Origin of the sequence: Helicobacter sp., assembly GCF_022770205.1 — a bacterium.
Taxonomy (GTDB): Bacteria; Campylobacterota; Campylobacteria; order Campylobacterales; family Helicobacteraceae; genus Helicobacter_D.
This window is the reverse complement of record NZ_JALEIK010000019.1, coordinates 203,204-217,982: the sequence shown is the minus strand read 5'-3', so window position 1 is coordinate 217,982 and position 14,779 is coordinate 203,204. Positions and strand designations below refer to the sequence as shown.

11 protein-coding genes and 1 other RNA gene are annotated in these 14,779 nt (G+C 36.7%); 4 read left to right on the top strand and 8 right to left on the bottom strand.

Annotation, left to right across the window (positions count from 1 at the left end; translation table 11 throughout):
* Positions 1-11: 11 nt before the first annotated feature.
* Positions 12-1,034 carry a flagellar hook assembly protein FlgD gene (flgD, locus tag MRZ19_RS04780; protein ID WP_291030863.1) on the bottom strand — a complete coding sequence of 341 codons (1,023 nt, stop codon included), beginning with the start codon at positions 1,032-1,034 and terminating at the stop codon, positions 12-14.
* Positions 1,035-1,043: 9 nt separating this feature from the next.
* The gene (locus tag MRZ19_RS04775) at positions 1,044-2,714 is read right to left on the bottom strand and encodes a flagellar hook-length control protein FliK (RefSeq protein WP_291030861.1); all 1,671 of its coding nucleotides are present in this window, start codon (positions 2,712-2,714) and stop codon (positions 1,044-1,046) included.
* 143 nt (positions 2,715-2,857) lie between these two features.
* Between MRZ19_RS04775 and typA the strand changes: the two genes are divergently transcribed.
* The 4 genes from typA (at position 2,858) to MRZ19_RS04755 (ending at position 9,128) form a co-directional block, all read left to right on the top strand.
* A complete protein-coding gene (gene typA / locus MRZ19_RS04770; protein WP_291030859.1) occupies positions 2,858-4,657 on the top strand; it encodes a translational GTPase TypA in 1,800 nt (599 codons plus the stop codon).
* A gap of 16 nt (positions 4,658-4,673) precedes the next feature.
* On the top strand, positions 4,674-5,297 hold the full coding sequence (locus MRZ19_RS04765) for an NAD(P)H-dependent oxidoreductase (RefSeq protein WP_291030857.1): 624 nt from the start codon (positions 4,674-4,676) through the stop codon (positions 5,295-5,297).
* Positions 5,298-5,363: 66 nt separating this feature from the next.
* The gene (locus MRZ19_RS04760; RefSeq protein WP_291030855.1) at positions 5,364-7,736 is read left to right on the top strand and encodes a ribonucleoside-diphosphate reductase subunit alpha; all 2,373 of its coding nucleotides are present in this window, start codon (positions 5,364-5,366) and stop codon (positions 7,734-7,736) included.
* Positions 7,737-9,128, top strand: coding sequence for a PhoH family protein (locus tag MRZ19_RS04755; protein WP_291030853.1), 1,392 nt, complete (start codon positions 7,737-7,739; stop codon positions 9,126-9,128).
* A 1-nt stretch (position 9,129) separates the two neighbouring features.
* Here MRZ19_RS04755 and prfB read toward each other — a convergent pair whose 3' ends face one another.
* The 6 genes from prfB to kdsB all read right to left on the bottom strand — a co-directional run bounded on the left by prfB (position 9,130) and on the right by kdsB (position 14,779).
* Positions 9,130-10,233, bottom strand: coding sequence for a peptide chain release factor 2 (gene prfB / locus MRZ19_RS04750; RefSeq protein WP_291030852.1), 1,104 nt, complete (start codon positions 10,231-10,233; stop codon positions 9,130-9,132).
* Between the two features lie 9 nt (positions 10,234-10,242).
* Positions 10,243-11,241 carry a tRNA 2-selenouridine(34) synthase MnmH gene (mnmH, locus tag MRZ19_RS04745; protein ID WP_291030850.1) on the bottom strand — a complete coding sequence of 333 codons (999 nt, stop codon included), beginning with the start codon at positions 11,239-11,241 and terminating at the stop codon, positions 10,243-10,245.
* Between the two features lie 16 nt (positions 11,242-11,257).
* Positions 11,258-11,355, bottom strand: an RNA gene (ffs, locus tag MRZ19_RS04740) — signal recognition particle sRNA small type.
* 274 nt (positions 11,356-11,629) lie between these two features.
* Positions 11,630-12,610 (bottom strand): iron-sulfur cluster assembly scaffold protein, encoded by a 981-nt coding sequence (locus MRZ19_RS04735; protein WP_291030848.1) that lies wholly within the window; start codon positions 12,608-12,610, stop codon positions 11,630-11,632.
* Positions 12,611-12,620: 10 nt separating this feature from the next.
* Positions 12,621-13,793 (bottom strand): NifS family cysteine desulfurase, encoded by a 1,173-nt coding sequence (locus MRZ19_RS04730; protein ID WP_291030846.1) that lies wholly within the window; start codon positions 13,791-13,793, stop codon positions 12,621-12,623.
* A 269-nt stretch (positions 13,794-14,062) separates the two neighbouring features.
* Complete coding sequence (gene kdsB / locus MRZ19_RS04725; protein ID WP_291030844.1) at positions 14,063-14,779, bottom strand: 3-deoxy-manno-octulosonate cytidylyltransferase; 717 nt, start codon at positions 14,777-14,779, stop codon at positions 14,063-14,065.

The following is a 14,779-nucleotide window of genomic DNA, read 5'->3' as shown; positions in this document are numbered from 1 at the left end:
TGCAAACTCCTTTATGCTTTGTTTTCAGGCTTGGGCAAATCAGGCAGGTCTATTCCTTCCCCTGTTTTTTTATAATAAGATGTAACATAGACAATGGGGATGGTTAATTTCTCTCCTAATTTCACATAAGGCACTCCTTGATCAAATACGATGCTTTGCACCTCACCTCTGCCTAATTGCGTTTCTTTGTATTTGTTTGAAGTTTTATCAAGATTGTATTCTGCTCTTACTACATAATCGCCTTTTTGCATAAAATTGCCTTGATTATCTCTTGTATCCCATTGGAATTGCACATATCCTTGCTTGCCTTGATACTTATAGCTTCCATCAGAGTTTTTTTCAGCTAAGTCAATTTCTTTAATGACTTTATTGTCTTTATCCATAATGGTAATTTTAGGAGAACCTTTTGTTGGATCAATTGGCTCATCAAAGTAAAGCTCAAAATCAATGGCTTCGTTTTTTTCTATTTTGAGTGCAGTAAATGGTGTTTCTGCGATATTTCCTATCATTCCAATTGTGTTGTAACCATTAAGGATAGAACCATCTTGAATGCTTCCAGAAAGATTTCCCATTGTTTCTAGCATTTTTTCTTGTGTTTCTACAAGCTTTTTTTGTGCTTCAATGGTAGCTTGATTTGTTTCTTGCATAGACTTCATTGTAGTTGTCATATCTTCCATTGCTTTTTTCATTTTTTCTTGTGCTTCAACTTGTGTAAGCTGTGCAGTTTGGGTTAAAATCTCTTGTGTTTCCATAGGAGCAGTTGGGTCTTGGTTTTTGAGCTGTTCTAAGAATAAGCGCATAAAAGCTTCATTGGATAGGGAATTACTATTTTCTTGGTTTTTATTTGGAATGGGCTTATCGCCTAGTGCATTAGTGTTGTTTTCTGATGGCTCAGTAGAGTTTGCTGTATCGTTTGCGCTTGTATTGTTTTCTAATTTGTTAGTGTCTTCTTCTTTTGTTGCGCTTGGTAAGATATTATTTTCTCTTGAAGTTGGGAATTGGTAGTTGCCATTTAAATTTGGGATTGTTGACATAGTTGCTCCTTAGGCGTAATATGAAAAGCTAAGTTCCACAATGGCTAATTTTTCATAGGGATTCTTTGCTTTTTTGTCTATGTGCAAGCTATTTTCGTTCCAATTTTCAGTATTTTGTGAATTTTGTTGTGTGTTTTGTTGAAAATTGTGTGGATTATGTTGTTGTCCTTGTTGGAATCCGTTTTGCTGATTTCCGCTAGAATCGCTAAAATTCCCATTACTTAGACTACTACCTTGATTATCTTTAAAGTCAATCTCTACATTTTGGAATCCTAAATTGCCTAGTGCATTTTTAAATTCTTGTGTGTTTTGCATAATGAGTTGCAAGGCACTTTGGTTAGAGCTAATTTGCACAGAGAGCTTCTCGCCATTTTTGGCAATGGTTAGCTCCACACTACCTAGATTTTGTGGGTTTAGCTCTAGGCTTATTTTTGTAACAGGGGGGCGATAATTTGTTATAGCATCTCTTAGGTGATCGCTAAAATGTATAAAAGTGTTTTGGGGATTAAAGCGTGATTCCCTTTGGGTTTGTATGGGGTTTTGGTAATTTTCTTGGTTTAATTTTTCATTTTCTTTACGGATTTCTTTTTCTTTGGGTGGTTGTTGGGTTAGTTCTTTTGGCTCGCTTTGTGGTTTTTGGTTGGTTTTTAAAAAATTATCTAAAAAACTTTCTTGTTTAGTCTGTTCTAAGGACTGCTGAGTGATTTCTTCTTTTTGTGTTGCAACTGCATTAAGGGTATTGGGCAGATTTTGTCTAATCTCTGTTTGTTTGTCATTTTTGATTGCAGGTTCTTTTTGGGATTCTTTGCTGTTTTTTGGAGTAAAGTCCCTTTGTATAGCATTTGGCTCATTTTTAGTTTTAGAATTTATTTTGGATTCTAATTTTGTAAAGTCTAGCTTGGAGTTAGTTTTAGATTCTGTTTTGGACTCCTTTGATTCTTTTTCTTTAATGGGTATGTCTAATTCAGATTTAGAATTTATTTTGGATTCTAATTGGATTTCTGTTTTAGATTCTGGTTTTATCTCTGGTTTGGTGTTTGTTTGAGATTCTTTCTTTTTAAGGGGAATGGAATCTAAAATGTTGGATTCTGTTTTTGTTTGTTTAATTGTTTTAGTTTCTTTGGTTTCCCTTATTTTTGGAGAATCTTTAGAAACTAGGTTTTTATCCTGTAAAATTAAGTTAAGCAGCGAAGAGTTTTTTGGAATGTTTTGGAGTTGTTGTTTGGATTCTATTGTATTTTTAGATTCTATTTTAGATTCTACATTTTCTGACTTTATAGAGATTTTTTTAAGAGAGAGTTGTAAGTTTTTGGTAACTTCGCTTAAGTCTTTGAGTGTTTTGCCTTGTTTTTGAGAGCTTGAAAACTCTAACAAATCTTTAGCACTCTTTAGTGGAGGGGTTTTTTGGTTTTTGAAATCTTTTGTTAGATTATATTTTTCATCAAGGATTTTTAGAAAATTGCTAGGTTGTTGATTGGGGGTTAGCTTATTTCTTCTATTTAGCGTTTTTAGAGTAGAATCTTTTTTTGTTATGGGTTGTGTTAGCGCGTTAAAAATTTGTGCAAAATCTTGAGAATTCTCTGTGGGGTTATCCAATAAATTTTGCGTTTCTTTAGAGATGCCTTTAATGAGGGTAGAGGATTTTTTTGGAATGGATTCAACTTCTAAGAAAGGGAGCATAACAACGCCTTTTGATAAAATTTATTGTATTTTAAAGCAAAAAGTATTCCAAAATATAGAAGCAGGATTAGTCTGATTTTTTAAGGATTTTTTGAGTAGAATCCGCAATTTATTTTATTGATTAAAACTCTTTAAGGAAACAAATGCAAGAGATTAGAAATATTGCGGTTATTGCGCATGTAGATCACGGAAAAACAACGCTTGTGGATGGTTTATTGCGGCAGTCTGGCACATTTGCAAGCCACGAGCAAGTTGATGAACGCGTGATGGATAGCAACGATATTGAAAAAGAGCGTGGGATTACGATTTTATCTAAAAATACAGCAATCCATTACAATGGGACTAAGATTAATATTATAGATACTCCCGGACACGCTGATTTTGGTGGAGAGGTTGAACGCGTTTTAAAAATGGTTGATGGAGTGCTATTGCTTGTAGATGCGCAAGAAGGGGTGATGCCACAGACTAAATTTGTGGTAAAAAAAGCATTAGGGCTTGGAATCCGTCCTATTGTGGTAGTCAATAAGATTGATAAACCTGCGGCACAACCTGATAGAGTGGTTGATGAGGTGTTTGATTTGTTCTCTGCAATGGGAGCAAATGAGGAACAATTAGACTTTCCTGTCATCTATGCTGCGGCGCGTGATGGCTATGCAATAAAGGAGCTAGAGGATGAAAAAAAGAATTTAGAGCCACTTTTTGATGCGATTTTAGAATATGTGCCATTGCCTAGTGGGAATAGGGAAAATCCTTTGCAGGTGCAAATTTTCACGCTAGATTATGACAATTATGTGGGTAAAATTGGAATTGCAAGAATCTTTAATGGTAAGATTAAAAAGGGTGAGAATGTAATGCTTGCTAAGAGTAATGGGGAGAAAATTACAGGTAAGATTACAAAACTCATTGGTTTTTATGGGCTTGCAAGAACAGAGATTGATGCAGCGCAAGCGGGGGATATTGTAGCCTTAGCGGGATTCCATTCTATTAATGTTGGGGATTCTATTGTAGATCCTAATAATCCTATTCCACTGGATCCTATGCACTTAGAAGAGCCAACAATGAGTGTGAATTTTGCAGTTAATGACTCCCCATTTGCCGGATTAGAAGGCAAGCATGTAACAGCAAATAAGTTAAAAGAGCGCCTTGAAAAAGAGATGCAAACAAATATTGCAATGAGGGTTGAAGAACTAGGCGAAGGGAAGTTTAAGGTTAGTGGCAGGGGAGAGTTACAAATCACAATCCTAGCGGAGAATTTAAGAAGAGAGGATTATGAGTTTAGTATTTCGCGCCCTGAAGTGATTGTTAAAGAGATTGATGGGCAAAAATGCGAGCCTTTTGAATCTTTGGTTGTGGATACGCCACAGGATTATTCTGGGAGTGTGATTGAAAAGCTAGGGCGTAGAAAAGCGGAGCTAAAGGCTATGAATCCTATGGGTGAGGGATACACAAGATTAGAATTTGAGATTCCAGCTAGGGGGTTGATTGGATATAGAAGTGAGTTTTTAACAGATACTAAGGGAGAAGGTGTGATGAATAATAGTTTTTTAGAGTTTCGTCCCTTTAGTGGAAGCGTAGAAACACGCAATAATGGTGCGTTAATTTCTATGGAAAATGGAGAAGCAACGCCTTTTTCGTTGGGAAATATGCAAGAGCGCGGTGTGCTATTTATCCCGCCACAAACTAAAGTTTATATAGGAATGATTATTGGAGAGCATAGCAGAGAGAATGATTTAGATGTTAATCCCGTCAAAGCCAAGCATTTAACAAATATGCGCGCAAGTGGAAGTGATGATGCAATTAAGCTCACTCCGCCTAGAGATTTAAATTTAGAGCGTGCATTAGAATGGATTGAAGAAGATGAGATTTTAGAGGTAACACCAAAGAGTATTAGAATCCGCAAAAAAGTGCTAGATCCAACGCAAAGAAAAAGAAAAGCAAAATAATTTTAAGGAGAAGAGAATGGATGCATTTTTAGAATCTGTGCATTTTAGACATGCTTGCAAGTTATTTGATAGAGACAAGAAGATTCCACAAGAGGTTTTAAATGCAATTTTAGAAGTTGGAAGGTTGGCACCTAGCTCCTTTGGTATGGAACCAACAAGAATGGTAGTTTTTCAAAGTGAGGAGGCAAAAGAGTCTTTGCAGACGCTTTGTTGGAATCAACCACAAATTGCCACTGCCAGTGCTGTGGTGGTTTATAAAGTTTTGTGTCAAGATTTAAATCCACCAAGTGCATATTTAGCGAAGCTTGCAAGCGGAAAAGCCCCTAGCAAAGAAAGTTTAGATGGGCTTTTTAATGTGTTAAAACAACATCTAAAAACTAGGGGATACTTAGAAAATAATATTTTTCAATGGGGAGCAATGCAGGCTTATATTATGGCAACTTATATGGTTGCTTATGCAAGTTATCTAAAGATTGACACTTGCTATATGGAGGGTTTTGATAAGGCAGGGATTGAAAGCTATTTGCATTTAGATGCAACAAAGGAACAAGTGGCTTTAGTTGTGTGTTTTGGTTATAGGGCAAAAGCGCAGCAAGAGAGATTTCGTTTAGGATTAGATGAGATTGTAGAGTATAAGTAATTAAGGCTTTCTTCGTGCAGTTTATAAGACTTTAGGTTAAACTATGAGAAATTAATAAGGGGTATTATGCTAACAGTGATAAAAAGAAATGGACGCATTGAGCCGTTAGATGTTACAAAGATTCAAAAATATACGCGTGATTCTGTTGTTGGATTAGAGGGGGTTTCTCAAAGTGAGTTAGAAGTGGATGCAAAATTGCAATTTCGCGATAAAATCACCACACAAGAGATTCAACAAACACTCATTAAAACAGCGGTGGATAAGATTGATATTGATTGTCCTCATTGGACTTATGTTGCAGCGCGCTTGTTTTTATATGATTTATACCACCGCGTAAATGGATTTAATGGCTATAAAAGTCTTGCAGAGTATTTTGCAGTGGGGGAAAGAGAGAATCGCATTATTAGGGGATTAAAAGAGAAGTTTAATTTGGAGCGTTTGGATAAAAAAATTGTAAAAGAGAGGGATTTGCAGTTTAATTATTTGGGTGTCAAAACGCTTTATGACCGCTATTTGCTAAAGGATAAGCAAGGCAATCCCATTGAATTGCCGCAGCATATGTTTATGGGGATTGCGATGTTTTTGGCGCAAAATGAAAAAGATCCAAATTATTGGGCGGAGCAGTTTTATGATTTACTCTCAAAATTTGAAGTAATGGTAGCAACACCAACACTCTCTAATGCAAGAACGCCGCGCCATCAGCTTAGCTCTTGCTACATTGGAAGCACTCCTGATAGCATTGAAGGGATTTTTGATTCTTACAAAGAGATGGCACTTTTAAGCAAATATGGGGGTGGAATCGGATGGGATTTTTCAAAAATCCGTGGATTAGGAAGTTTTATTGATGGGCATAAAAACGCTGCAGGTGGGGTGATTCCCTTTTTAAAAATCACAAATGATATTGCTATTGCTGTGGATCAATTAGGCACTAGAAAGGGTGCAATTTCTGTGTATTTAGAGCCTTGGCATAGTGATATTTTTGATTTTGTGGATATTAAGAAAAATAGTGGTGAAGAGCGAAGACGCACACACGATTTGTTCCCGGCATTATGGATTCCAGATTTGTTTATGAAAAGAGTGAGTGAAGATGGCTTGTGGAGTTTGTTTGACTCGCTTGCTTGTGCAGATTTAACTAATCTATATGGTGAAGCCTTTGAAGCGCGCTATATGCAATATGAGCAAGATGCAAGTATTGTTAGAGAAACCATTAAGGCTAAGGATCTTTGGAAAAAGATTCTAACAAGTTATTTTGAAACAGGCTCTCCCTTTTTGTGCTTTAAAGACAATGCAAATCGTGCTAATCCAAATGCTCACATAGGGATTATTAGAAGTTCAAATCTTTGCACAGAGATTTTTCAAAATACAGAGCCAAACACTACTTTTATCCGTGTAGAATTTGAAGATGGTAGCATTAAAGATTATCCAGAATATCAGTTGATTCTTACGGATTGTGGCATAGAGAAGCCTTCTAATAAAATCACTTCTACAGATAGCATTGGTGGGAAAAAGGTTTTCATTGCACAAAGAGAGTCAAAAGATGGAAAAACTGCTGTGTGCAATCTAGCGTCCATTAATCTTTCAAAAATCCACACAAAAGAAGATATAGAGCGCGTTGTTCCCATTGCAATTAGAATGCTTGATAATGTGATTGATTTAAATTTTTATCCCAATCGCAAGGTTAAGGTTACAAACTTAGAGAATCGTGCCATTGGGCTTGGCGTGATGGGTGAGGCACAAATGCTTGCAGAATCGCGCATAGAGTGGGGGAGTGATGCGCATTTAAAAAAGATTGATGCAATTATGGAATCTATTAGTTATAATGCGATTGAATCAAGTTGTAAGTTGGCGCAAGAAAAGGGTGTGTATAGCGATTTTGTAGGCTCTGAATGGTCTAAAGGGATTTTTCCTATTGATAAGGCGAATAATGAAGCAAAATCCTTAGTGGATCGTGGTGGTTTATTTGCCTATGATTATGATTGGAATGCCTTGCGTGAAGAAGTGAGAAGCAAGGGGATGCGTAATGGCTATTTGATGGCGATTGCGCCGACAAGTTCTATTTCTATTTTAGTTGGCACAACACAGACGATTGAACCCATTTATAAGCGCAAGTGGTTTGAGGAAAATCTTAGCGGTTTGATTCCCGTTGTTGCTCCAAATTTGAGCTTGGAAAATTGGAGTTATTACACTTCAGCCTATGAAATTGACCAAAAATTATTAGTAAAAGCCGCCGCTGTGCGCCAAAAATGGATTGATCAAGGGCAAAGCACAAATATCTTTATGGCTCTTAATCTAGCTAGTGGAAAATACTTAAATGAAATTTATATGCTTGCTTGGAAGCTTGGCTTAAAATCCACTTATTATTTGCGCTCACAAAGTGTAGAAGCAGAAGCCACAACAGATACAATGGATAGAAGCATTGAATGTGAAGGTTGTCAATAGGTGAAAAAATCCTATCTCATTGACACTTCAATCATCTTAGATGATGTGGAGAATCTCTTTTTTCTCCATCAAAATGGTGAAAATGCAATTTTTATTTGCGATGTAACCTTAAGCGAGCTAGATAAGAAAAAGGACTTAAATAACGAAACGGGATTTTTTGCAAGGGAATTTTTTAGAAATATTAATAGTGATAACACTAGCATACCACGCATTTGCGCAAAGGAAAATGACAAAATCCATACGCTATATTTTAGCAGTAATGCTAGAGAGATTCCTTTACAAATTATCCATCGTCCCATTTATAAAACAAAATTTCAAGATTATGGGTTAAATGATGCGCGCCTTTTAGAAATTGCAAAAGATTATAATCTCACACTTTTGACCAATGATATTTCACTAAAAGTTTATGCACTCTCTTTAAGTATTAACTCACAATCTCTAATGCGCGATCGCATTGAAAATCCCCAAGAGATTGATTTTTTAACGCATTTTAGCGCACATAAGAGCGATATTAAAGCAAACATAGAGAAAGAGCAAGCATTTAAACATTTAAAAAATTGGAGCTTGCTTGCCATTGATGAGTTGGACAACACAGAAAATAGTTTGTATCAAACAGGTAGAAAGCACTATGGATTTAAGCTTGATGGAGCTTTTGAGTTATTGGATTTTGATGTGCTTTTAGAAGAATTTATGTTTTATGTCAAGCCTATTAATTTAGAGCAAAAATTTCTTTACGCACTTTTAATGCACCCTAGGAATAAAATCACCATTTGTAGCGGTGCAACAGGGAGCGGGAAAACGCTCATTGCATTACAGGCGGGGTTGCATTTGCTAAAAAAAGGAGTGGTGAGTGGAATCGTGTATTTGCGCAACACCATTACAGCAAATGATAAGGAGGCAGAACTTGGATTCCGCAAAGGCGATGAAAATCAAAAACTCAACTATTTTATGTATCCGCTTTTTAGTGCAATCAACTTTATGATTACTAAAATGCAAAAGGAATCCCTAGCAAAGCGTATTGAGTATCGCGGAGAGGCAAATAGCATTCAAAGCAAGGAGGCAACGGAATATTTTATCACAAAGCATAATATTGAAGTGATGGATATTGCGCACGCTAGGGGGGTTAGCATTGCTAAGAAGTTTGTGATTTTTGATGAAGCGCAAAATGCTTTAAATGCGACGATTAAGCTGATTGGCACAAGAATGGCAGAAGATTCTAGGATTGTGTTTTTAGGCGATCCTATGCAAATTGATCATCCTTATTTAAGCAAGTTTCGCAATGGGCTTGTAAGCTTGCTAAAAAAAGCAAAGCAAGATGATTTTTTGTCTGCTATTGTGTTGCACCAAACAATCCGCAGTGAGATTGCAGGTTGGTTTGAGGATAATTTTTAAATTACGATTCCGCATTTTGCGTATTAATGTGAATAAGCACGCCTTCTAAAATCGCATCAATATCGCCATCTAAGATTGCATCTACATTAGTGTAAGCAAGATTGGAGCGTAAATCTTTGACTTGTTGATAAGGCGTTAAAACATAGCTTCTGATTTGATGTCCCCAGCCATTATCGCCTTTGTCTGTATTGCTAGTTTGTGCTTCACGCTTTAGACGCTCTAGTTTATAAAGTTTAGATTTTAGCATTTTAAGCGCACTGGCTTTATTTTTATGTTGGCTTCTATCATTTTGGCATTGCACGACAATTCCACTAGGCTTGTGTGTGATGCGCACAGCAGATTCTGTCTTATTCACGTGCTGTCCGCCTGCACCGCTAGCACGATAAGTGTCAATTTCTAAATCTTTTTCATCAATTTCAATCGTGATAGCATCATCAATTTCAGGGCTTACTTGCACGGAGCTAAAGCTTGTGTGGCGTTTAGCATTTGCATCAAAAGGAGAAATGCGCACTAGGCGATGCACACCATTTTCAGCCTTCGCATAACCATAGGCGTTTTCACCCTTTATGATAAAGCTTGCATCTTTAATCCCTGCTTCATCTCCTTCTTGATAATCTAGTAATTCCACCTTAAAGCCCTTGCGTTCTGCCCAGCGCAAATACATTCTATAAAGCATACTTGCCCAATCTTGCGATTCCGTCCCTCCAGCACCCGGAGTGATGGTAAAAATTGCATTGTTGGAATCTAATGGATCACTTAGCATCACTTCAATCTCAGCATTTTTAATTGTGGATTCCAACTCTTCAGACTCTGCAAATAATGCTTCAAGGCTGTCTAAATCATCACTTGAGAGTTCAAAAAGCTCACTTGCATCATCAAGGGCGGATTTTGCATTATTGTATTTTTCAAGTTGTCGTTCACAACGCTTTTTTTCCTTTTGTAACTCCCCTGCTTTTTTTGCATCTTCCCAAAATTCCTTTGTTTGTTCTAGTTTTAAAATTTCATCAATGCGCATTTTTAGGGAGCTAGGTTGCATAATTTTTGCAATGTTTTCACATTTTGTAGCAAGAGTTTTTAATAATTCGCCATAAGTGTAAGTATCCAAAAGTTTCCTTTATTTGTAAAATTGTGTAGCAAAATTGCAAATTTCAGTATGCGCTTGCTCTAAGGAGTGATAGGGAATGGTATGGAGATAGGATTCCTTTTTATAAACCTTATCGTAATATTTTATGAGTAAAATCTCAGCCACTCTTTCTAAATCTCCGCATTCAAAGGCATTTTTAGCATTTTGCCAATATTCCTTTTTCATAAAAGGAGCAATTTTTTGCATTGCATTTTCAAAAAATGTGGGTGAAATTTTACCATATTGCTTAGTAATTCTTTTAATGCGCTCATTAATTGGAGTTTGGATAAGAATTTTTGGTGCATTTTGGTAAGTGTTATAAAGCACACTAGGCAAGATTAAATTGCCAATCCTTTTGCTCTCACCTTCAACCAAAATAAAGGGAGCGTTTTCTAGCTCCTTAAGCCTTGTAAATAGCGTGTTTTGGAAGTTTTTAACGCTAGGTTGGAATCCAAAAATTGCCCCAAAGCTAGAACCTAAATGCCTTGCAATCCCTTCTAAATCCAAAGAATTTTTAAAAGAAGCGATAATCTCACTCTTCCCACTGCCTGTTTGTCCTATAAGCGTAATGAAGCGGTGTGGCAAGGGGGATTGCAAATAGCGCACAACCTCTTTGCGGTAAGCCTTATACCCACCTTCTAGCAAAGCGACTTGATAGCCAATTTGATGGAGTATAATCCCAAAGGATTGACTACGCATTCCACCGCGCGCGCAATAGATTCCAATAGGTTTTTTAGGATGGATTGTTTCTTGTAGTTTTAAAAGATATTTAGAAATATTTGCGCTTACAAAACTTGCACCTAACACCTTAGCATTAAAGGGATTTTGTTTATAGAGTGTGCCAATGCGCTCAAACTCATCATCATTTAAAACAGGGTAATTTATGGCGTTTGGAATGTGTGATTGTGCGTATTCTCTAGGGGAGCGCACATCTATGATATGAGAAAAATCTGTTTGTAAAAATGTTTCTATGGGAAGTTTGTTTGTCATTTTAAATCTTTAACACCCTTTTTAAGATACTTGCGGCACATAGATGTTTTAGAGGCTCTGCTGTGTTCCCACCCTGAAGCATTATCTAAAAAACCCATTGCACAAGTCTCAAAAAGGGCAGTTAGAATTATATTTTAAACTTTAAAAAAAAGCAAATTTTAGATTCCAACTTTTTAGATAAGCCTTAATAAGACTTGTTGTTTAAAGTTTTGCGCTTTACATACAAAGGATAGAGATAATTTTGTCAAAGGCTGTTTTTTTATGCAATTGATGTTTAAAAAGTTAGAATCGTAATTGAACTGTTTGAAAAATTTAAAACACTAGAAGTTGCAATGCAAGATATTCTTTAAAGTTGGAATCGGTTTTTAGATTCCAACTATTATACAAATTACACAGGGAATACCCTAATGCTAGAATCTAAAGATTCTTGTAAGACGGATTCAATGGCAAAGAGTGTTCCAGTAGCACTACTAGAACAACCGCTGCAAGCACCTAAATAGCGGATATAAACATCTGTGTAGCCATCACTTCCATTTTTTAAATCAATGATTTCCATATTGCCACCATCCATCATTAGCATTGGACGGATTTTTTCATCAATTGTGTTTTCAATGGCTTTAATTTTTTGCACCATTGTCATTTCTATGAATTTCAAATCCCCGTGGCTTTGTGCATCTGCCTTTTCTTTTAAGGATTCTTCTTCTATTTCTGCACGCACTTCATTAAGAATATCCACTAAATAATACTCTCTCTCTTCGTGTCCACCGGGTTTAATGCAGCTTTTACAAAATGCACCTGCCTTTGTGTATTCTGTGATTTCTTCTACACTTTTTAAACCATTAAGTTTAATCACTTCTTTAAGCGTTCCAAGACTCACTCTAGCGCATTCACACACGATAATTTCATCTTCAAAATCTTCAGGATTTTTTCCTAGATAGAGTGCTGCTGCTTTTTTAATCACATCATATGCCATTACAGAGCAGTGCATTTTTTGCCCCGGAACAGCTGGAGTGTCAGGTTCATCGCGTAAGGCTTTTTCCACATCAATGTTTGTGATTTTCACAGCCTCTTGCACTTTTTTGCCCAAACAAAGTTCTACCATCATATCACTGCTTGCAATTGCCGTTCCACAGCCAAAGCTCTTAAACTTTGCATCTACAATCACATCATTGGAATCCACAAGCCAATATAAACGCACAGCATCGCCACAAGCTTCTGCGCCATAATCAGCAACAATCAGTTTTAAGCCTTTTTTATCCGCTTCCTCTTGCGTGATAACTCCCAAATGCGTAGGATTATCCATTCTTTCACTAACTTTTTTAGAATATGCATCCCATAATGCTCCACCTAATAATTCATTTTTTGCCATATTTTTTCCTTTAATAACTGCTTGAAATCGCTCTTAAGCGCTCAATGGATTTTTTAAAAACTTCAATTGCATAGTCAATCTCCTCTTCTGTTGTAAAACGGCTAAGAGAGATTCTAACTGCTGTGTGTGCTAGCTCTTTATCCGCTCCAATCGCACTCATCACTGGATTTGCTTCTAAGTCCTCACTTGCACAAGCGCTTCCTGTGGAACAAGCGATTCCGTATTTGTTTAAATCCCAAAGCATTGCTTCACCTTCAACTCCACGGATGCTAATTAGAATTGTGTTTGGCACTCTTAAAGAACGATTTCCTACCACAAAAGTATCTTCAATGCTCAAAAGTGCATCTTCTAGTTTATCTCTTAATCGGCGCACATTATTGCGTTCAAAATCAAGATAGAGTGTTGCTTGGCGCATTGCCTCACCCATTGCCACAATATAAGGCACATTTAAAGTTCCGCTACGGCGTCCCCCCATATGTTCACCTCCGTGGAATAGGGGAGTGAGCTTCACGCCTTTTTTAATGTATAGTCCGCCAATCCCCTTTGGTCCGTGGAATTTATGTGCACTAAAGCTTAACAAATCAATATTGCATTTTTGCACATCTACGGGAATTTTACCAATAGCTTGCACGGCATCTGTGTGAAAAAGGATTCCGTGTTTTTTGCAGATTGCGCCAATTTCTTCAATGGGGAAAATGATTCCTGTTTCATTATTTGCCCACATCACGCTAATAAGTGCAGTTTTGTCTGTTATTGCTGCTTCAAGCTCAGAAATATTGAGTGTGCCACTTTCTCCAATGGGTAGATATGTAATATCTACTCCTAAATCTTCTAAAAAATGACAGGCAGCAAGAATCGCTGGATGTTCTACTTCTGTTGTGATAATGTGGTTTTTCTCGCCAAAGCGCAAAATGTCAAAATACACGCCCTTTAATGCCCAGTTGTTGCTTTCTGTCGCACAAGAAGTGATGATAATATCGTCTTCATCGCGTGCATTAATACCTTCATAAAGATATTCAAATGCCTCTCTGATTGCTGGATGCGTTTCTGTTCCGAAGCTGTGCAAAGAATTAGGATTCCCGTATTTTTCACAAAAATACACATCCATTTTTTCTTTTGCTTTTGGGTCTAGCATTGTGGTGGCATTGTTATCTAAATAGACCCTTTTGTTAGACTTCTCCATATTGTTCGTCCTTTCTTTAAGAGTATGGAAATAATGTTTTGTATTAATGTCAATCATAAATTGCGTTTAGCTTTTACTCTAAAAATGCTTAGATTATTTTTAAGTTTATAAATGCAGGGTAACACAGCTTAATCTAGTTTTAGTCTTTTAAATTTTACAAACAAGAAAAGGCAACCTTGAATTGCAAGCGATTCTTTCCTTATTGCTTGTAAAACTTAAAATTCTAAAAGTCTTCGTTACTCCTATTTAGAAGTGTAAAAAGTTGGAATCTAAAATGAATGCGACAAGATTTTTAGTGTGCGTTCTAAATCTTCTTTTATGTCAATGCCAAAAGATTGCGATTTAACCTTTGCTATTGCGATGGTTTTGCGATTTTCTAATGCGCGAAGTTGCTCTAGTTTTTCACTAGATTCCAAAGTGGATTTTGGCAAGGTGCAAAATTCTTGCAAGCTATCCATACTAAAAGCATAAATTCCTAAATGCCCATAGTAAATTACAGAATCCAAATTATCCCTATTATAAGGAATCTTAGCACGAGAGAAGTAAATTGCTTCATTGTTTGCATTTAACACAACTTTAACAAGGTTGGGATTTTCTGCTTCATCTTGCGTGATGACTTTTGCACAACTTCCTATAAATGGGTTTTTGTTTTGCATTAAGTGTTTTAGTGTTTGAATCACTTCAATTTCTAAAAAAGGTTCATCCGCTTGTAAATTTATCACAATCTCAGAGCTTTTAAGTTTCAAAATGCGTGCGCATTCTGCGATTCTGTCTGTGCCGCTTTCGTGTGCGCTACTTGTTAAAACAGAAGGAATTTTGTGTTTCTTGCAAGCTTCAACAATGCTAAAATCATCACAAGCCACTACAACATCATCAACTTTTTGCGCTAGCATTGCAGTGCGAACTACCATTGGGATTCCATTAATCTGCGCTAAAACTTTCTTGGGAAAGCGCGTAGATTTAAGTCTTGCTGGAATGATAATCAT

Bases quoted from the DNA above. Each gene is read 5' to 3' on its own strand.
- flgD (WP_291030863.1), bottom strand. From the start codon at position 1,034: ATGTCAACAATCCCAAATTTAAATGGCAACTACCAATTCCCAACTTCA.
- MRZ19_RS04775 (WP_291030861.1), bottom strand. From the start codon at position 2,714: ATGCTCCCTTTCTTAGAAGTTGAATCCATTCCAAAAAAATCCTCTACC.
- typA (WP_291030859.1), top strand. From the start codon at position 2,858: ATGCAAGAGATTAGAAATATTGCGGTTATTGCGCATGTAGATCACGGA.
- MRZ19_RS04765 (WP_291030857.1), top strand. From the start codon at position 4,674: ATGGATGCATTTTTAGAATCTGTGCATTTTAGACATGCTTGCAAGTTA.
- MRZ19_RS04760 (WP_291030855.1), top strand. From the start codon at position 5,364: ATGCTAACAGTGATAAAAAGAAATGGACGCATTGAGCCGTTAGATGTT.
- mnmH (WP_291030850.1), bottom strand. From the start codon at position 11,241: ATGACAAACAAACTTCCCATAGAAACATTTTTACAAACAGATTTTTCT.
- MRZ19_RS04735 (WP_291030848.1), bottom strand. From the start codon at position 12,610: ATGGCAAAAAATGAATTATTAGGTGGAGCATTATGGGATGCATATTCT.
- MRZ19_RS04730 (WP_291030846.1), bottom strand. From the start codon at position 13,793: ATGGAGAAGTCTAACAAAAGGGTCTATTTAGATAACAATGCCACCACA.
- kdsB (WP_291030844.1), bottom strand. From the start codon at position 14,779: ATGATTATCATTCCAGCAAGACTTAAATCTACGCGCTTTCCCAAGAAA.